The organism is Rhodanobacter sp. MP7CTX1 (assembly GCF_014205795.1).
In the GTDB taxonomy this organism is placed as follows: Bacteria; Pseudomonadota; Gammaproteobacteria; order Xanthomonadales; family Rhodanobacteraceae; genus Rhodanobacter.
This window is the reverse complement of sequence record NZ_JACHCN010000004.1, coordinates 194,175-211,874: the sequence shown is the minus strand read 5'-3', so window position 1 is coordinate 211,874 and position 17,700 is coordinate 194,175. Positions and strand designations below refer to the sequence as shown.

Here is a 17,700-nt window from a genome sequence, read left to right as displayed (position 1 = left end):
TGTCAGGTGACTACAGCTTGGCAATCAATAGTTTTTCGCCTTCGAGCCAGCATTGCACGGACTGGCCTTCGAGGTTGTCAGGAATCTGTTCAAACACACGATAGTGGCCGGCAATGGCTACCAGTTCGGCGCGGAAGTCGGACACGAAGATACGTGCCTTCTCATCCCCCTGCGCACCGGCCATGGCGCGACCGCGCAAGCCACCGTAGATATGGATGTTACCGTCGGCGATCACTTCAGCGCCGTTCGCGATGGCGCCGGTGACGATCAGATCGCGATCGCGCGCGTAGATCTGCTGGCCTGATCGCACCGGGCTGGCGTGGTGCTGGGCACCCTGCATGGCGCCAGCTGCGGGCGCAGACAGGATCGGTTCGCGCTGAACCGCCGTCGGTTGTTCGGTACGCGGAGCGGGTTCGGCGGCGGCGACCTGGCTGCCGTTGGCTGGCTCATAGGCGGCGCGGAACTTCGCGATCAGCGGCAAACCCATGCGTCGGGCCAGCGCTTCGGTTTCGCTGGTGCCGTAAGCCAGGCCCACCGGCAGCATGCCTGCGCTGCGCACGGCCTCGAGCAGCGCGTCGACCGTACCGTCGTCCGGCAGGTCCAGAAGGTGGCTCAGGTCAAGCACTACGGCGGCGCGGGCAAACATCTGCGGCGCCGCGCGTACACGTCGTTCCAGCTCATCGCACAAGGCGGCGGCGTCGACCCGGCGCACTCGCACGCAGGCCATGCCGACCTGGCCAAAGCGCAGATCGCAGGCGTCAGAGGTATCTGTCTTCACATTCATGGGCGCCGCTCTCCGACGAGGCGGCGCTGGTTGGCATCAGGAGGTAAAGGGCGTTGACGCTCGGCGAGCCATGGCACGTCCGGCAGGCCGCCGTGATCGAGCCAGGTTTCGCGTACATAGGCGTAGCTGGGCAGATCTTTCGCCAGCAGGCTGACCTGAGGGCCCTTCTCGGCCATGCGCTGCTGACCGACTTCCTGGAAGCCGTAGGTGCCGTGGAACAGCACCACCACGTCGTCGCGCGGCTCCAGGAACACCTCGCAGGTGAGTAGCGGCACGCGCACCTCGGCGTAACTGTGCACGTCGCAATAGAAGATGCGACCGAGGCCATGGCGACGGTATGCATTCGCGATCACGATGCGGTCGATGTAGACAAACTGCGGGTAATGCTGGGCAAACCAGCGGTAGTTGGGGCTTTCGTAATCGCCACCTTCACGCAGCGCGATCAGGAATCCGGCCAGGTGGTCGTCGATTTCGGCCACGCGGAAATATTCGGCGTGCTCGTAGAAGTAGCGCAACTGGGCAGCGTCTAGGGCGAGGATGGAGCGACCGGCAGCGTTGTTGAGCGCCAGTACGGCATCCAGGTCGTGCTCGCGCACGTCGCGGATGGCAAGGGCCATTCGTTGCTCCGCTAGGGTGGATTCGGGAACGGGGCCGATCAATGGCCCCGCGCAATGACTCATTATGGCATGCGGCCGTTGCCCGTACATCTCGTGTTGCGGCATGTAAAAGCTTCGTAAAGCGGCGAGCCAGGTGATTTCCCATCGGACGGGGCATGACTTCTCGCGCATTGCGCGAAACTTCCGCACGCCCAATGATGCGCGATATGCGCCTGCCATTTTTCAATCACATCCGACTGCTCCGTTATGCGGGCTTCTTCACGTACCTGTCGGTAGGCACGCCGCTGATCACCAGTTGGGCCACCGAGCGCCTCAATGAGCTGCAGCGGCCGAATTTTGCGTTGTTGTTGTGGACGCTGTGCTACCTGATCTTCGGTTTGATGTACTGGCTGCTGACCAGCAACCTCGGCTCACGGCGCTATCCGGGCCTGAAGCTGCTCGGGCTGGCCCTGATGACGGCGGCGGCGGTAGCCGTGGGCTGGTACAGCCACAGCGGGTTGTCGGCGATGCTGATGGTGGTGGCCTCGGTGGTGTTGCCCTGGTTGCTGCCATTCTGGCTCGGCGTGTTCTGGCTGGTGCTGCAGCATCTGAGCCTGGTGGCGATCTTTGCCACTTACCCTGAATACGACCACAGCATTGAGCTGGGCTTCCTGCAGGCGAGCATTTACCTTGGCATCTCGGTACTGGTATTCGTGACCTCGACCGTGGCCAGCCAGCAGGCCGAGGAGCGCGAGGTGCAGCGCCGACTCAATTCCGAACTGCGTGCCACCCGTGCGCTGCTGGCCGAGTCGAGCCGCATCGCCGAGCGCATGCGCATCGCACGCGACCTGCATGACTTGATCGGCCATCATCTGACCGCTTTGAGCCTGAACCTGGAAGTGGCCAGCCACCTCACCAACGAGGCTGCCCGTGTGCATGTGCTCAGCGCACAGAGCACGGCCAAGCATCTGCTGGCCGATGTGCGCGAGGCGGTCAGCGAATTGCGCCAGGACGACGCAATTGACCTGACTCAGGCACTGCGAAGCCTGACCGAAGGCGTGCCCGGGCTCGAGGTGCACGTCACCATGCCGCCACGCTTCAGCGTGGAGGATCCGCGCCGCGCGCAGGTGCTGTTGCGTTGCGCGCAGGAAATCATCACGAATACCGCCCGGCATGCCGGCGCACGCAACCTGTGGCTCCACTTTGCCTATGTCGAGGCGGATCTGCTGGACCTGCACGCGCGCGACGACGGTCGCGGCGCCGAGCAGTTCAAGCCAGGCAACGGCTTGTGCGGCATGCGCGAGAGGCTGGTCGAGTTCGGCGGCAGCCTGACGGTGGATTCCGGTGTCAGCAAGGGGTTTGCGCTGACCGTACGCCTGCCGCTGGGCGAGCAGACCGCCCTGGCTCATGCACCGACGCGGTTTGAACCACCGGCACTGAGTGTGTCGTAATGTGGGTGACTTGGATCGGCGTGCGAGAATGCGTCAGCGTCGGGACGGCACTCCCGCCGATCTGCAAGGTCACCTCCTGAGTCATGTTGCCTGAGGATTCACGATGATTTCCGTTTGTCTCGTCGACGACCAGAATCTGGTACGCCAGGGTGTTCGCTCGCTGCTGGATCTGGCCGAGGATATCCGCGTGGTCGCCGAATGCGCCGATGGCGCACAGGCGGTGCAGGATATTCCGCGGATCAAGCCCGACGTGGTGCTGCTTGACCTGCGCATGCCGAACATGAGCGGGCTGGAGGTGCTGCAGGCGCTGGGGGTTCGCAATGAGCTGCCGCCGACGATCATCCTCACTACGTTCGACGACGACCAGCTGGTGCTGCAGGGGCTCAAGGCCGGTGCGCGCGGCTACCTGTTGAAGGACGTGTCGCTGGAACAACTGGTGGAAGCGGTGCGCACGGTGGCCGCTGGCGGCTCGCTGGTGGCGCCGATGGTCACCCAGCGCCTGATGGCGGGCGTCGCGCGGATGCAGAATCAGTTCACCAGCCTGGAGCAGCCGGACCCGCTGACTGAACGAGAGACCGAGATCCTGCGGTTGCTTTCCGGCGGTTACAGCAACAAGGAAATCGCCAACTCGCTGAAAGTGGCTGAGGGCACGGTTAAAAACCACGTGTCCAACATTCTTTCCAAGCTGGGCGTACGCGACCGCACGCGTGCCGTGCTCAAGGCGCTGGAGCTGGGGATCGTCTGAGCTGCACTCGATCGCGCCTGCGGGGCAGGGCTCCCGTATCGGCGGTCGCTGCCGTTGAATGCTGCGTTGCGACGAAATCCATGGGCGTTGCATATGGCGGGGCGCTTGCTGCAGCTCACTTTTCAGCCATGCCCGGGATCCCGCCGTAGCTAATAGCGTTCCTGCCCGCGAGCAAGTAACATCCGTAGCTTCGGCATTTGCCGACCCCCTAGCGTGACCCATGGGATGAACCCTTCGGGACGGCCTGTTTGGCGGCTGGGGCAACACTTTAAAGTACGGCGTAGAGACGCTCGGAGAACTCTGGAAATGATGCGTGTCCTTGAATTTCTTGTTGCCCTGGTCATCGTAGTCGTGATCGGTGTCGTGGCGGCTGTGGTCATGCCCGGCAGTGGCCATGTGGATCGCTCGCTGGTCGTCGGCAAGGACATTCGCCAGGTTTATGACGTGCTCGACAACTTCCGCCGGCTGCCGGATTACTCGGTGCTGCGTTCGTATGACCCGCACGTCGAATTCAAGTTTTCGGGTCAGGCCTATGGCCCGGGCGCCGAGCTGAGCTGGAATAGCAGCGATCCGAAGGTCGGCAATGGTGGCTTGACCATCGCCAGCGCCACGCCGGACTTCGACAAGATCGACAGCAACACCAAGAAAGCCAGCATTGTCTGGAACCTGGACAACGACTGGCGCGGCATGGACAAGCATTTCACGCTGGACCTGGAGCGTCAGGGCAGTCGCGGGCAGTTGACCAACATCCTATGGTCGTATGACGTGGACTACGGCTGGAACCTGGTCAATCGTTTCGCCAACCTGTACATCCATGGTGATCCGGACGCGTTCATCCAGTTCGGCCTGAACAACCTGCAGAACGTGCTGGCCTCCGTGCCGAACATCGACTACAGCACGCTGATTCCGTACGTCGCGCAGACGCAGCCGACGCCGGTGCTGCTGGTGTCGACCTCGTCCCTGCGCAAGGATGGTCAGGACGGGATCGATGATGCGACCAACAAGGCCATCGCCCTGATCCAGGCTTCCGCGAAGAAGCTTGGCGTGAATGTGACGGGTCCGCGCATCATTTTCACCACCAACTATGGTGACCAGACCTTCACCTTCGACGTGGCGCTCCCGATCGATACCAGCACCCTGACCGTGAACGGCCAGAGCGAGCAGTTGACCGCAGCAACGCCGCCTGCGCTGGATGCGGGTGGCGCGCCGGCAGAAGCCAGCTCGGCGGCTGATGCTGCCAATGCGGCCCTCACGCCTGGTAGCCGTGATCGCTACGCTCGCCTGGTAGTGGACGCGAATGTCCGCGCTACGCTGGCATTTGGCGGTGCAGCGCTCAAGGGCATCTGGAATGGCGCGTACAACGGTGTGCCGCAGACCCGCGACGAACTGAAGGCCTACGCGCAGACGCATGGCTACAAGTTTGATGACGTCGTCAACCGCTCCTACGACATTCTGGCCACGCCGGAAGTGAAGGACGCTGGCGGCAACATCACGTCTTATTCCAAGTTCGAAATCTACCTGCCGATCACCGATGCTCCGCAGAAGACACCCGAGCAGGAAGCTGGCCTCCAGCCGCCCGCGCCAGACACCGGCTCCGCACCGGCTTCAGCCAGCACGGCTCCGGCCCCGGCCAGCACCAGCGCTGCACCGGCAGCCAGCAGTGCCGCACCGGCGGCCGCCGCCAGCGTCAAATAGTCTCAAGCGACCAGCTGCTCTGCACTAGCTGTCCGTCTTTAGCAGCACGATCGAGAAAGGCCCTTCTTCCTGGAAGGGCCTTTTCTTTGTCAGCCTCGGTAAGCGGCGGGATGGCTGTTTCATCCACGGGACCGAACTTCGCGGGTGTCTTGCGGTACATTGCAGGACGATTCGCGACGTCGGTGCTTGATCTTGTCGGCGGTCGACAGTACGCCCCGCAACCATTCTTCACCGGACATGATCGAAACCGACCAGCTCACCCGATGCTATGGCAACCTGACCGCAGTGGATGCGCTGAGCATTCGCGTCGAGCCCGGTCAGGTGCTCGGTCTGCTGGGCCCCAATGGCGCGGGCAAGTCGACCGCCATGCGCATGATCGCGGGCTTCCTGACGCCGACCTCGGGTACCGCGAGGGTCTGCGGTTACGACGTCAGCCGCGAGCCGCTGAAAGCCAAGCGTGCACTCGGTTACCTGCCGGAAGGCGCGCCGAGCTACGGTGAGATGACGGTACGCGAGTTTCTGCTGTTCATCGTGCGCGTGCGTGGGTTGAAAGCAGACCGCGGCTACCGGCGCTTCGAGGAAGTCGCGCACCGACTGCAGCTGGAGGAAGTGCTGGATCTGGGTATCGATACCTTGTCCAAGGGCCTTCGCCGACGTGTCGGCTTGGCGCAGGCGATCCTGCACGATCCACCGGTGCTGATGCTGGACGAGCCGACCGATGGCCTTGACCCGAACCAGAAGCATGCCGTGCGTCAGTTGATCGACGTGATGGCGCGTGAGCGCACGATCCTGATCTCCACCCATCTGCTGGAAGAAGTCCACGCGCTATGCAATCGGGTGGTGATCATTGCCCGCGGCAAGTTGCTGGCCGATGCCACGCCAGCCGAGCTGGAGCAGCGTTCGCGTTATCACGGGGCGGTATCGTTCAGCGCGCCGGGCAGTGGCATGTCGCAGGAAATGCTGGGTCGCCTGCCACAGGTGGCCGCGATCGAGGTCGATCCTCTCGATGGCCGCATCACGGTGTTTCCGAAACTGGGCGAGCGCATTCTGGAGCCCGTCGAAACTTTGCTGCGAGAGCAGGGTCTGGAGGTGTCGGAGATCCAGCTGGAGCGTGGCCGGCTTGATGAGGTATTCCGTCAGATCACCACCAATGAAGGCGGCGTCCTGGTTCGCGGCGACGTGAGCAAGGTTACGGAGGGCGGCGCATGAGTCCGGTCGAGGCGGTGATGCGACGTGAGTTGCGCAGCTATTTTGCGACGCCGGTGGCGTATGTGTTCCTGGTGATTTTCCTGGTGCTGGCCGGCATTCTCACGTTCTATGCCGGCGATTTCTACGAGCGCGGACAAGCCGACCTGCAACCGTTCTTCGTGATGCATCCATGGCTGTACCTGATCCTGGTGCCGGCAATCACCATGCGCATGTGGGCGGAGGAGGCGAAGGGCGGCACGCTGGAGCTTTTGCTGACGCTGCCGATGACTCTGTGGCAGGCGATGCTGGGCAAGTTTCTGGCGGCGTGGCTGTTCATCGGACTGGCGCTTGCGTTGACGTTTCCGATCTGGATTACCGTCAATTATCTGGGCTCGCCGGACAACGGCGTGATCCTGGCCGGCTATCTGGGCAGCTGGTTGATGGCCGGTACGTTCATCGCGATCGGTGCCTGCCTGTCGGCGGTGACAAGCAGCCAGGTCGTGGCGTTCGTCCTGACCGCGCTGGTGTGCGTGTTGCTGATGCTCGTGGGGCAGCCGCAGGTGCTGGATTTCATGCAGGGTGCACTGCCGAGCCGGCTGATCAATGGCGTGGCGCACCTGAGCATGCTGCAACATTTCGAGGCGATCGCGCGCGGCGTGCTGGACGTGCGCGACGTGCTGTATTTTCTGCTCAGCATGATCGGCTGGTTGATAGCCGGCGTACTGCTGCTCGATCTGAACCGGACGCGCTGACGCATGGCTCGCCTGCTTGCCGCCCGCTTGCACTTCACCCGACGTGTTGCCCTTTATGGTGCGCTGGTCCTGCTGGTATTGATCTTCGTACCGTTGATCGTAACCAGCGGCCGCTGGCTGCGCGCATCGCGGATCGACCTCACCACCGACCAGTTGTACACCCTGACTCCCGGCACCCTGCAGATTGTCGATACGCTGCAGCGGCCGTTGAAGCTCACCCTGTATTTCTCCGATCACGCCACCCGCGACCTGCCGCAGTTGCGCAGCTACGCGCAGCGCGTACGCGAAATGCTGCAGGAGATGGTCGCGCGCTCGCACGGTCGCATCCGTCTTCAGGTGATCGACCCGATACCGTACTCAGACGATGAAGCGAGCGCCGAAGGAAGTGGCCTGACCGCGGCGAATGGCGGAAGCAACAATGAGCGGGTGTTTTTTGGACTGGCGGGCGGCGCGCTGTCGAGCAATGCCGACGTTGATTCCCTGGAGGACCGGGTACCGGAAAAAACGCTGGCGATTCCGTTTTTCGATCCGGCCCGCGAAGCATTCCTCGAATACGACATCGCCAAGCTGTTGTACGAATTGAACCAGGCGAGCAAGCCGTCCATCGGCGTCATCAGTTCGTTGCCGGTCAATGGCAACCCGGTGCTTGGCGAGCAGCCGTGGACGGTAGTGCAACAACTCGGTCAGTTGTTTGACGTGAAAACACTCGATCCGGCCAAGCTGCGGCATATCGACGACAGCATCAAGGTCTTGCTGCTGATTCAGCCCAGGCAGTTGTCGGCGGATACGCAGTATGCAATCGACCAGTATGTGCTGCGCGGTGGGCATCTGGCGGTATTTGTCGACCCGTTCGCCGAGCTCGATACCACGCCAGGCACACCGTCCGATGCCGGAGGCACGACACCGCCGGATCGCAGTTCGGACCTGCCGCGGCTGTTTGCGGCCTGGGGAGTGCTCTACGACCCGCACAAGGTCGTGCTGGATCGCGCACGCGCGTTGCAGATTGAACTGGCCGGCAGCAATTTCAATCATCCGGCGATGCTTGACCTGGGTACGCAGGAACTGAATCGCAACGACGTCATCACCGCCAGCCTGCAACGCATCAATGTGTCCACCATCGGTTACTTCGAGTTGATGCCGAACGCGCACACGCGACTGATTCCGTTGTTGCAGAGCACGGCCCAGGCCAAGGTGGTGTCAACCCAGCGGGTGCTGGCCGAGAGTAACGACCCCACCATGTTGCTGCAGGGCTACAAGGCGGATAATGAACACTATGTGCTGGCGGCGCGACTTCGCGGGACATTCGACAGTGCGTTTCCAGAGCGTGCCAGTCAGTCAGGGCACCGTGCCGTATCCGCGGAGAATGCCGAAGTGATCCTGGTGGCCGATACCGATCTGCTCAGCGATCGGCTGTGGGTAGAGCCGCAGACTATTCTTGGTCAGACGATGATGCGGGTATTCGCAAACAACGGCGACTTTGTGACCGACCTGGTCGACAATCTCAGCGGCTCCTCGGCGCTGTTGTCGATACGTGGCCGCTCCACCTCGCAGCGGCCGTTCACCCGGGTACAGGCGCTGCGTACCGTGGCCGACCAGAAGTTTTTGCAGAAAGAGCAGGAGCTGGAGCAGGAGCTGGCCGATACGCGACGTCGACTGGACGAGTTGCAGCCGGCCAAGGGTAGTCAGGTCAGTACCGTAACCCCCGAACAGCGCCAGGAGATCGAGCAATTCCGCCAGCGCCAACTGGCGATCAACAAGGAATTGCGCGACGTGCAGCACCAGCTCAATGCCGAAATCGATGCGCTCGGGCTACGCCTGAAATTCATCAATATCGTGCTGGTGCCGGCGCTGGTGACGCTGTTCGGGCTGCTATATGGCTGGCGTCGTACCCGGCGTAGCCGGCAACGTACATAAGGGCGGCAATCTGCCGCAATGCTGCCCGCCCGAGCGGCACTATGCTGGGTGGTCGCAGGCAGTAGCCGAGATGGCTGGACGGCTGCGGATCGTGCTCGATGTGAATGGGATCGCTGGTGCAGTGAAGTGAAGTGATGGCAACGCTGTTGAAATGGATCGTACCGTGGGAGTTTTCGTGGGTGTTTCTCGCGATCTTCCTGCTGACCTGCGTGCTGTTTCTGCGCGGCAGTCGCCGGTTGTCGGTGAGCTTCAGCCGCAAGCTGATGTTCTGGGTCGGCATGGCGATCATCTATCTGTCGCTGCAGACCTATCTGGATTACTACGCCGAGCACGAATTCTTCGTGCACCGGACCCAGCAACTGCTGCTGCATCACCTGGCCCCCTTGCTGATCGTCATCGCGTACCCGGCCAGCGTGCTGCGCGCCGGCGTGCCGCTGGCGTGGCGACTGCGTGTGCTGCGACCGTTGCAACGGTCCTGGCCGTGGCGGCTGATCCGTGGTGTGCTGCTGAACCCGGCCGTGGCGACGTTGCTGTTCGTTGTGTTCGTCCTGATCTGGCTGATACCAGCCATGCAGACGCTCGCGATGCTGGACTGGCGTATCTACCGCTTCATGAACTGGACGATGCTGATCAGCGGCTTCGCGTACTGGTCGCTGGTGCTCGACCACCGGCCACACCCGCCAGGTCGGATGACGGTTGGTCTGCGCGTGCTGTCGCCGGCCATCACGATGACGCCACAGATCGTGGCCGGCGCCATCGTCACGTTCTCCAGGACGGATCTTTATCCGATCTTCGAAATCTGCGGTCGCGCGTTCACCTTCAACGTGTTGAGCGGGCAGTTGATCGGCGGCGTGATCACCTGGGTGCCGGCAGCCTTGCTCGAATCGATTGGCGGCTTGATCGCGCTGAACCAGTGGCTCCGCCTGTCGCGCAGCGGTCGGCTGCCACGCAGTCTGCCACAGCGACCGACGGTACGCCCTTCGGCAACAGCCGCCTCAGCAGCAAAGTAAATCGGGCGTCCTGAATCAGGTTCCGGAGTCAGCGTGTGCTTTCAGTGGCTGTCATCGACGGCATTCGCCGGTCGCGCGATGAAGTCGGTGACCAGCGTGCTGCCGTCAGTGAACCTGAGGGTCAAACTGACCGTGTCGCCGGGCTTCACCGGCGCGGCTGCCTTCATCAACATCAGGTGATAACTGGCCGGTGCCAGCAGCGCCTTGCCATGCGCTGGTATGGCAAGCGAATCGAGCATCGCCATGCGGCTTATGCCGCCCTCGTTGGAACTCTGGTGCAACATCACTTCGCCGTACGCGGCACTGCTGGCGCCTTTCAGCGTGACCGGCTGATCGCTGTCGTTTTCCAGGGTGACATACGCGCCGGCGGGCAGATTGCCGGGCAGCATGCGGATCCACGCATGGCTGGCGTGGATGTGCTCGGCGGACGTCGCATGCACACCACCGGCGAGCAGAAGACCAGCGAGCAGGACCGACAGCGTATGTGGTTTCATGGGTTGGTTCCGGTGCTTAGCAACAGATGCAGGTCGTGCACGAGATCGTCCTGCGTGTCGGTTGGCGTGGACAGCACGCGCGCATTGCCGCCGCCGTCGAAGACGTAGATCGCCGAGCTGTGGCTGACTTCGTAGTTACCGTCGCTGCTGGCCGGCTCGCGGGTGAAGGACGAGCGGTAGCGTTTGACCAGCGCCTCTACCACGCGAGGGTCACCCGTCAGACCGACGGTGTGAGGATCGAAAGCGTTGACGTAGGCGTGCAGGATGGCTGGCGTATCGCGGGTCGGGTCGACGCTGACAAACAGGATGCGCGCGCCATCGGCGAGCTTGCCCAGGCGCTGCATCACCACATGCAGTTGCGCCAGGGTCAGCGGGCACACATCCGGGCAGTGGGTGTAGCCGAAATACAGCAGCACCACCTTGCCCCGATAGTCAGCCCCGGACACTGCCTTGCCCTGATCGTCGGTGAGCTTGAAATCAAGCGCGGGCATGTGGCCGCTGATATCGGTCAGTTTGAACGGCAGCGGTGCATTGCGCTGGCAGCCGCCCAGCAACAGGCCAATCGCCAGCAGCAGTAGCACGGCGGCGCCCAGGGGACGGCGGGACTTCATGCGAGAATCCGTGGTCATATTCATCCGATCAAGCATACGACACCGGCTGCGCCACGGGGCTCACCCGTGCAGGGATCCACTCATGATGCGACAAAATGTCAGTGCCCGCGCCGGCTTGCTGGTGGGTTTGGCTGGTGCCAGCGCGGTGCTGCTGGGCGCGTTCGGTGCCCATGCCTTGCGCGGCGTACTCGATGCGCCACACAGCGAGCTGTGGCACACCGCCGTGAATTATCACGTCTGGCATGCCTTGGCCCTGGTGCTGGCGGTGGGCCTTGGCCGCGGCCGCAGTGGCCGCGTGGCGACCGCCAGCTTCGCGATCGGCATCGTTCTTTTCAGTGGCAGCCTGTATGCGCTGGCACTTGGAGCACCGCGCTGGTGTGGCGTGATTACTCCGTTCGGAGGCCTGGCTTTCATGGTCGGCTGGATTGCGTTGGGCCTTTCGCTGCGGTCGCCGGCCGACTGATCGCCTCGATCGCGTCACGGACCTGTCATGCCGCGGCGTCAGCATGTCGGCATGAACCCTGTTGCGAGCATCCGGAAATCGCCGTGGCCACTTGCCGTTGGCATGCTGGCAGGGCTGCTCGTGCTCGTGCTGGGCAGCGTGTGCGTGACCCGTTCGCAGCAGCTGAGCACAAGCGGGCAGCCTGCGTTCAATACGGTGGTGCACTGGCATGACGTCAGCCACGACTGGTTGCTGGTTGCCGACGGCCCCGCCGATCGGCTGAGTGTCTATAGCGCCGTCGATGGCCGTCCATTGGGCCAGCTGCATGTCCAGCGTGGTCTGCGAGATGTCGACGCCATGGCACAGCGCGATGGCCGTCTGTTTGTCATCGACGACGACGGCAGGCAGAGTGAACTCGAGCTGCCACAACTTCAGCTGGCCGCCGCAAGCATCCCTTGAACAGCGGCGGATAGCCGGTGCGAGTCAGCGGTGCGGTCGTATATAGAAACCGGCAATCTTGCCATCGGCATCACAAGCCACCTGGGCATCGATCATGCCCTGTCCATAGTGCAGCGCTGTCACCACCACGACGTAGTTCGGTATCGCGCTGACTTGTGCCGGTTCGCGCGCACCAGGCGCGCCGAGCTGCTTCGGCATGGACTGCCAGAGCGCGCCCAGCTTGTCGGCTGTCTCGGCAGCCTTCATCTGGTCATTGAAGTCAGCAGTGGCGCCGGCGTAGTCGCCCTTGTCCAGATGGTCGAGTAATCGGGTAGATGCCGCCTGACAGTCAGCACTGGCGGCGTGCGCCATGCCGATGCCGAGACTGAGTGCGAAGCATGTGGCGTAGGCAAGTTTCATCATGGGTGCACCACGCTGTATTCGCTGAGCTGGTCGAGTGCAGGATTTGACATCAAAAAGACATCATTCTCAAGTAACCGCTTGTACGCCTCACCGCGACGCTTTCCACAACAGCATGGTGATACTTTGGGGCGTGCGTTTTGCCCGAAAACGCCGCTGGTTCGGTATCTGCCCGCTTACAATGGTGCTTTGCCTGTCCCGGAGAACCTGATGAAGCCGTTCGGCACGCCCCATTCCCCCCATGCCCTGCGTGTCTTGCTGCTCGGCGCTGGCGAGCTGGGCAAGGAAGTTGCCATCGAACTGCAGCGTTACGCGGTGGAGGTGATCGCGGTCGATCGCTACGCCAACGCGCCGGCGATGCAGATTGCCCACCGCAGCCATGTGATCGACATGCTGGATGGCAAGGCATTGCGTGCGGTGATCGAGCTGGAAAAGCCCGATCTGGTGGTGCCGGAGATCGAGGCGATCCATACGCCCACGCTGATCGAGCTGGAGAAGGAGGGGCAGCGGGTGGTTCCAACCGCCCGCGCGACCTGGCTGACGATGGATCGCGAAGGCATCCGCCGGCTCGCCGCGGAGGAATTGAAACTGCCGACCTCGCTGTACCGTTTTTGCGATAGCGAAACAGAGTATTTCGCGGCGGCTGCGGCGATCGGCTATCCGTTCGTGATCAAGCCGGTGATGAGCTCGTCCGGCAAGGGTCAGAGTGTGGTGCGCCATGCCGACGAACTGCAGAAGGCGTGGGATTACGCGCAATCCGGTGGTCGTGCGGGCAAGGGCCGGGTGATCGTCGAGGGCTTCGTTGCGTTCGATTACGAGATCACCATGCTGACCGTGCGCCACACCGATGGCGTGAGTTTCTGCGCGCCGATCGGTCATCGCCAGGAAGATGGTGATTACCGCGAGTCTTGGCAGCCGCAACCGATGAGCGCGATCGCGCTGGCCGAGGCGCAGCGGCAGGCCGCCGCGGTGACCGAGGCGCTGGGAGGATGGGGTGTGTTCGGCGTGGAATTCTTCGTCAAGGGCGATCAGGTGATCTTCTCCGAGGTCAGCCCGCGTCCGCACGACACCGGACTGGTTACGCTGATCTCGCAGGAGTTGTCGGAGTTTGCGCTGCACGTGAGAGCGATCCTCGGTCTGCCGATTCCGGTGATCCATCAGTACGGCCCGTCGGCCTCGTGCGCGGTGCTGGTCGAGGGCGATGGTGCAGCGCCGCGATATCACCACGTCGCCGATGCGCTGGCCGAACCGGACACGCAATTGCGCCTGTTCGGCAAGCCGGCGGTGAAGGGGCGGCGACGCATGGCGGTGACGCTGGCGCGCGCGGATACTGTCGAAGCGGCAGTGGAGAAAGCCGTGCGTGCGGCCAAGCGTCTACGTATCGAGTTGTAAGCCCAGGCGTCGATACCCACGCGATGCGATAGGCTCCTTCCTTCGCTCCGGTCTTGCTGAAACATGTTGGCGCCGGCAGGGCAACTGATAACGCAGAGAGAAAACATCATGGAATCGACGGGTTTTGCGCACTGGCTGGTCGTGGCGATCGAGGCCGGCACGGCCTTCCTGCTTTTGCTATTGGCATTGGCCGTCGTGGTGGTGCTGGTGACCTGGGTGGTCGATCGCAACCAGACGGCCAATTCGGTCTTGCGCAATTTCCCGGTGATCGGGCATTTCCGTTATTGGTTCCTGCATCTTGGCGAGTTCTTTCGCCAGTACCTGTATTCCAGCGACCGTGAAGAGATGCCATTCAATCGCGCCGAACGCACCTGGGTGTACCGCGCCGCAAAGAACGTCGACAACACCAACGCGTTCGGCTCCAGCCGTGATTTACGCGGCGAGGGTGTGCCGTTCTTTGTCAACGCGCCGTTCCCGGCGTTAGGCGAGGAGCATGTCGAGCCGGTGCCGGTGACGATCGGCCCGTATGCGCGCGAGCCGTACAGTCATGCATCGTTTTTCAACATCTCGGCCATGAGTTTCGGCGCGCTGTCGGCACCGGCGATACGTGCACTCGCACGCGGAGCCGCCAAGGCCGGGATCTGGATGGATACCGGCGAGGGCGGTCTGGCGCCGTACCACCTCGAAGGCGGTTGCGACATTGTGTTCGAGATCGGCACCGCCAAATATGGCGTGCGTACTCCCGACGGCAAGCTCGATGACGAAAAACTGCTGGCGATCTGCGCGAACAAGCAGGTGAAGATGGTCAGCATCAAGCTGGGGCAGGGTGCCAAACCGGGCATGGGCGGCTTGCTGCCGGGTGCCAAGGTCACCGCGGAAATCGCCGCGATTCGTGGCATCCCGGTCGGCCAGGATTCGCAAAGTCCGAACCGCCATCTGGACATCGGCAACGTGCAACAGCTGATGGACGCGATCAATCACATCCGCAATCTCACCGGCAAGCCGGTGGGCTTCAAGGCCGTGCTCGGCGGCGTGGAATGGATCGGCGATCTATGCGATGAAATCGCCACGCGAGGCCTCCAGAGCGCACCTGACTTCATCATCGTTGACGGCTCCGAAGGCGGTACTGGGGCTGCGCCGCAAACGCTGATGGAGGGCGTGGGCCTGCCCTTGCACGAAGCGTTGCCGGCGTTGCTGGACATGCTGATCGTCAAGGGCATGCGCGAGCGCATCAAGGTGGTTTGCTCGGGCAAATGCATCACGGCCTATGACGTGGCATGGGCGCTGTCGATCGGTGCCGACTTCGTCAATTCAGCACGCGGCTTCATGCTCGCGCTCGGCTGCATCCAGTCACTGCAGTGCAACCGCAATACCTGTCCCACCGGCATCACCACGCAGAACCCCAAGTTGCAGCGTGGCCTGGTAGTCGCCGACAAGAGCGAGCGCGTCTACCACTACGCCACCAACCTGATGCACGAAGTCGGCATCATCGCGCACAGCTGCGGCGTCGACGAACCGCGCCAACTAGACCGTACGCATTGCCGGGTGGTCGGCGATGACGGCTTGTCGGTTCCGCTAGTGAAACTGTATCCGTACCCGCAGGCGACGTAGGTTGGGGTGAGCGCAGCGAAGCCCAGCATGGCCGCCCAGTGTGTTGGGCTTCGCTGCGCTCACCCCAACCTACGTGATGGTTACGGCATCGGCTGCCAGCCGTCGGCCTTGCGGATCTGCAATGGCTGGAAGCGGCGTTTGTAATCCATCTTCGGGTGACCGTCGATCCAGAAGCCCAGATACAACCAGGGCAGGCCGCGGCGGCGCGCCAATTCGACTTGCTGCAGGATCGCGAAGGTGCCGAGGCTGCGCTCGGTTTCGGCAGGGTCGTAAAACGTATAGACGGCTGAAAGACCGTTCAGGCACACATCGGTTACCGCCACGGCGAGCAACCGTTCGCCCAAGCGCAGTTCCAGAAATAGCGTGGGACTCCACGGCGCAGTGAGAAAGCGCCGAAAATCGCTGGCCTCGGCATCGTCCATGCCGCCGCCGGCATGGCGGCTTTGCAGATAGCGCTCGTACAACCGGTGGCGCTCGCGGTTGTAGCCGGGGATCGACTCGCTGACGCTTAGGTCGGCATTGCGTTTCAGGCAGCGTCGCTGCGCACGATCCGGCTGGAAGTTTTCCACGTCGAGACGACAGGGCGTGCAGGCATGGCATTGCGGGCAATGCGGGAAATACAGATGGCCACCAGCGCGACGAAAGCCGCGTTCCAGCGCCGGGCCGTACAGCCTGTCAAGCTGCGGTGCGGCTGGATCGATCACCAGATTCTGCGCCGTGCGCTCGGCGTAGTAGCCGCACGCATGAGGCAGCGTCTGGAACAGCCGGACTTGATCGGAGCGCATACGCCGATTCTATGCCTGCCCGACGGCATCGCACCATCGCCGGCCGGCCGAGGATCAAACGACGTGCAGGTAGCGCAGCACCACCATGACGAACGCGACCAGCACTCCCAGCAGCACGATGCGGCGCGCACGGGCCACCGTATGCTCGCGTTGCGTGACAGGCGAAGGATTGCGTGAGGCAGCCAGCTCGTCGCCGTGCCGGATCACCGGCTCGATGCCGAGCTCGCGCAGCAGGGTGCGAGCCCTGGTGTAGTCGTCGGCGCTGGTGATCCACACCTGCGCCCAGCTGTCGCGGGTGTCCTGCCGTTGTGTATAGCTGAACCGCTGCCAGGTCGGGCGGTTGTAGTTGGAGCGATTGGCCACGGTAGCCTCGATGCCATGTTCGGCCATCAGGGCGACCACGGCATCAATGTTTTCCTGGCGAGGTGAGGTATAGATCTGGCGCATATGCGCAGTTTACCCGCCTTGGCCGGCTCTGAACCGGGTCGGTGGGATCAGGGTTGGCGCAGGCGGATCAGGCCTTCCTGGGCGGAGGAGGCAATCAGCCGGCCATCACGGCTGAAAATCTGTCCACGCGCCAGCCCGCGACTGCCCTGTGCGGTCGGACTGTCGAACGAATACAGCAGCCATTCGTCGACGCGAAATGGCCGGTGGAACCACAGCGCATGGTCGAGGCTGGCCATCTGCACGTTGTGGGTGAGGTAGGAGATGCCGTGCGGCAGCGTGGCCGTGCCGATCAGGTGGAAGTCCGAGGCATACGCCAGCAGTGCACGGTGCAGGATGGCAGAGTCATCGATCGGACAGACCAGCTTGAACCAGATGTGCTGGATCGGCGGCCGCTTGGCCGGGTGCTGTTCGTCGCGCGGCCACACCTGGCGAAAGGCGAACGGGCCGTCGATGCCGAGCCAGCGCTGCAGTTTCACCGGCAGCCGCGCCAGCTCGTCCGGCGACAGCGCGTGCAATGGCTCAACGTCCTCCGGCGCCGGCACCTCGGGCATCGTTGTCTGATGCTCCACGCCTTGCTCCGGTACCTGGAATGAGATCGAGCCATCCAGGATCGGCTGACCGTGCTGGATCGCCACCACCCGCCGCGAGGAAAACGAGCCGCCATCGCGGGTGCGCTCCACGCTGTAGACAATCGGCGCATCGATATCGCCGGCGCGCAGGAAATACGCATGCAGCGAATGCGCCTCGCGCACCGGGTCCACCGTCTGCTGCGCCGCCGCCAGCGCCTGTCCCAGCACCTGGCCTCCAAACACGAAGCGGGTGCCAATGTCGCGACTCTGGCCGCGGAACAGGTTGTCTTCCAGACGCTCGAGCTGCAGCAGCTCGACCAGTTCGGTGACGTGGTTTGACGACATGGGGTGGGAAG

At 62.9% G+C, this 17,700-nt stretch carries 19 protein-coding genes; 11 read left to right on the top strand and 8 right to left on the bottom strand.

What is annotated here, in order from left to right:
- Positions 1-10: 10 nt before the first annotated feature.
- Both minC and HDE77_RS07515 read right to left on the bottom strand, forming a co-directional pair.
- A complete protein-coding gene (minC, locus tag HDE77_RS07520) occupies positions 11-784 on the bottom strand; it encodes a septum site-determining protein MinC (RefSeq protein ID WP_184416537.1) in 774 nt (257 codons plus the stop codon).
- Entirely contained in the window at positions 781-1,401 is a 621-nt protein-coding gene (locus HDE77_RS07515; protein ID WP_184416536.1) for a GNAT family N-acetyltransferase, read from the bottom strand. Before HDE77_RS07515 ends, minC begins: the two co-directional genes overlap by 4 nt.
- Before the next feature lie 206 nt (positions 1,402-1,607).
- On the opposite strand from HDE77_RS07515, the gene HDE77_RS07510 reads away from it, so the two are divergent.
- The 7 genes from HDE77_RS07510 to HDE77_RS07480 all read left to right on the top strand — a co-directional run bounded on the left by HDE77_RS07510 (position 1,608) and on the right by HDE77_RS07480 (position 10,135).
- Positions 1,608-2,831 carry a sensor histidine kinase gene (locus tag HDE77_RS07510; protein ID WP_184416679.1) on the top strand — a complete coding sequence of 408 codons (1,224 nt, stop codon included), beginning with the start codon at positions 1,608-1,610 and terminating at the stop codon, positions 2,829-2,831.
- A 103-nt stretch (positions 2,832-2,934) separates the two neighbouring features.
- Positions 2,935-3,576 (top strand): response regulator transcription factor, encoded by a 642-nt coding sequence (locus HDE77_RS07505; protein WP_184416535.1) that lies wholly within the window; start codon positions 2,935-2,937, stop codon positions 3,574-3,576.
- A gap of 306 nt (positions 3,577-3,882) precedes the next feature.
- Positions 3,883-5,271, top strand: a complete 1,389-nt coding sequence (locus tag HDE77_RS07500; protein ID WP_184416534.1) for a polyketide cyclase — start codon at positions 3,883-3,885, stop codon at positions 5,269-5,271.
- 237 nt (positions 5,272-5,508) lie between these two features.
- A complete protein-coding gene (locus tag HDE77_RS07495; RefSeq protein WP_184416678.1) occupies positions 5,509-6,480 on the top strand; it encodes an ABC transporter ATP-binding protein in 972 nt (323 codons plus the stop codon).
- Positions 6,477-7,211: an ABC transporter permease subunit gene (locus tag HDE77_RS07490; protein WP_184416533.1), complete on the top strand. Its 735-nt coding sequence runs from the start codon at positions 6,477-6,479 to the stop codon at positions 7,209-7,211. The genes HDE77_RS07495 and HDE77_RS07490 overlap by 4 nt, the downstream gene beginning before the upstream one ends.
- Positions 7,212-7,214: 3 nt before the next feature.
- A complete protein-coding gene (locus HDE77_RS07485) occupies positions 7,215-9,125 on the top strand; it encodes a Gldg family protein (protein ID WP_184416532.1) in 1,911 nt (636 codons plus the stop codon).
- Positions 9,126-9,256: 131 nt separating this feature from the next.
- A complete protein-coding gene (locus HDE77_RS07480) occupies positions 9,257-10,135 on the top strand; it encodes a cytochrome c oxidase assembly protein (RefSeq protein WP_184416531.1) in 879 nt (292 codons plus the stop codon).
- Between the two features lie 41 nt (positions 10,136-10,176).
- Here HDE77_RS07480 and HDE77_RS07475 read toward each other — a convergent pair whose 3' ends face one another.
- Together HDE77_RS07475 and HDE77_RS07470 are read right to left on the bottom strand one after the other, a co-directional pair.
- Positions 10,177-10,629, bottom strand: coding sequence for a copper chaperone PCu(A)C (locus HDE77_RS07475; RefSeq protein ID WP_184416530.1), 453 nt, complete (start codon positions 10,627-10,629; stop codon positions 10,177-10,179).
- Positions 10,626-11,240: an SCO family protein gene (locus HDE77_RS07470; RefSeq protein WP_184416529.1), complete on the bottom strand. Its 615-nt coding sequence runs from the start codon at positions 11,238-11,240 to the stop codon at positions 10,626-10,628. Before HDE77_RS07470 ends, HDE77_RS07475 begins: the two co-directional genes overlap by 4 nt.
- An 85-nt stretch (positions 11,241-11,325) precedes the next feature.
- Here HDE77_RS07470 and HDE77_RS07465 point away from each other — a divergent pair, with 85 nt between their 5' ends.
- Positions 11,326-11,703, top strand: coding sequence for a DUF423 domain-containing protein (locus HDE77_RS07465; protein ID WP_184416677.1), 378 nt, complete (start codon positions 11,326-11,328; stop codon positions 11,701-11,703).
- A 51-nt stretch (positions 11,704-11,754) separates the two neighbouring features.
- Positions 11,755-12,141 carry a hypothetical protein gene (locus HDE77_RS07460; protein ID WP_184416528.1) on the top strand — a complete coding sequence of 129 codons (387 nt, stop codon included), beginning with the start codon at positions 11,755-11,757 and terminating at the stop codon, positions 12,139-12,141.
- 24 nt (positions 12,142-12,165) lie between these two features.
- Here HDE77_RS07460 and HDE77_RS07455 read toward each other — a convergent pair whose 3' ends face one another.
- Entirely contained in the window at positions 12,166-12,543 is a 378-nt protein-coding gene (locus tag HDE77_RS07455; protein WP_184416527.1) for a DUF3887 domain-containing protein, read from the bottom strand.
- Positions 12,544-12,750: 207 nt separating this feature from the next.
- Here HDE77_RS07455 and purT point away from each other — a divergent pair, with 207 nt between their 5' ends.
- The gene (gene purT / locus HDE77_RS07450; protein WP_184416526.1) at positions 12,751-13,932 is read left to right on the top strand and encodes a formate-dependent phosphoribosylglycinamide formyltransferase; all 1,182 of its coding nucleotides are present in this window, start codon (positions 12,751-12,753) and stop codon (positions 13,930-13,932) included.
- A 108-nt stretch (positions 13,933-14,040) separates the two neighbouring features.
- Positions 14,041-15,543, top strand: a complete 1,503-nt coding sequence (locus tag HDE77_RS07445) for an FMN-binding glutamate synthase family protein (protein ID WP_184416525.1) — start codon at positions 14,041-14,043, stop codon at positions 15,541-15,543.
- Positions 15,544-15,623: 80 nt separating this feature from the next.
- Here the strand turns inward: HDE77_RS07445 and HDE77_RS07440 are convergent, their stop codons facing one another.
- From HDE77_RS07440 to HDE77_RS07430, 3 genes are read right to left on the bottom strand one after another with little or no spacing between them, the layout of a single operon-like run.
- On the bottom strand, positions 15,624-16,328 hold the full coding sequence (locus tag HDE77_RS07440) for an arginyltransferase (protein WP_184416524.1): 705 nt from the start codon (positions 16,326-16,328) through the stop codon (positions 15,624-15,626).
- Between the two features lie 54 nt (positions 16,329-16,382).
- Positions 16,383-16,775 (bottom strand): hypothetical protein, encoded by a 393-nt coding sequence (locus HDE77_RS07435; RefSeq protein ID WP_184416523.1) that lies wholly within the window; start codon positions 16,773-16,775, stop codon positions 16,383-16,385.
- A gap of 47 nt (positions 16,776-16,822) precedes the next feature.
- The gene (locus HDE77_RS07430) at positions 16,823-17,689 is read right to left on the bottom strand and encodes an acyl-CoA thioesterase II (protein ID WP_184416522.1); all 867 of its coding nucleotides are present in this window, start codon (positions 17,687-17,689) and stop codon (positions 16,823-16,825) included.
- Between the last annotated feature and the right edge of the window lie 11 nt (positions 17,690-17,700).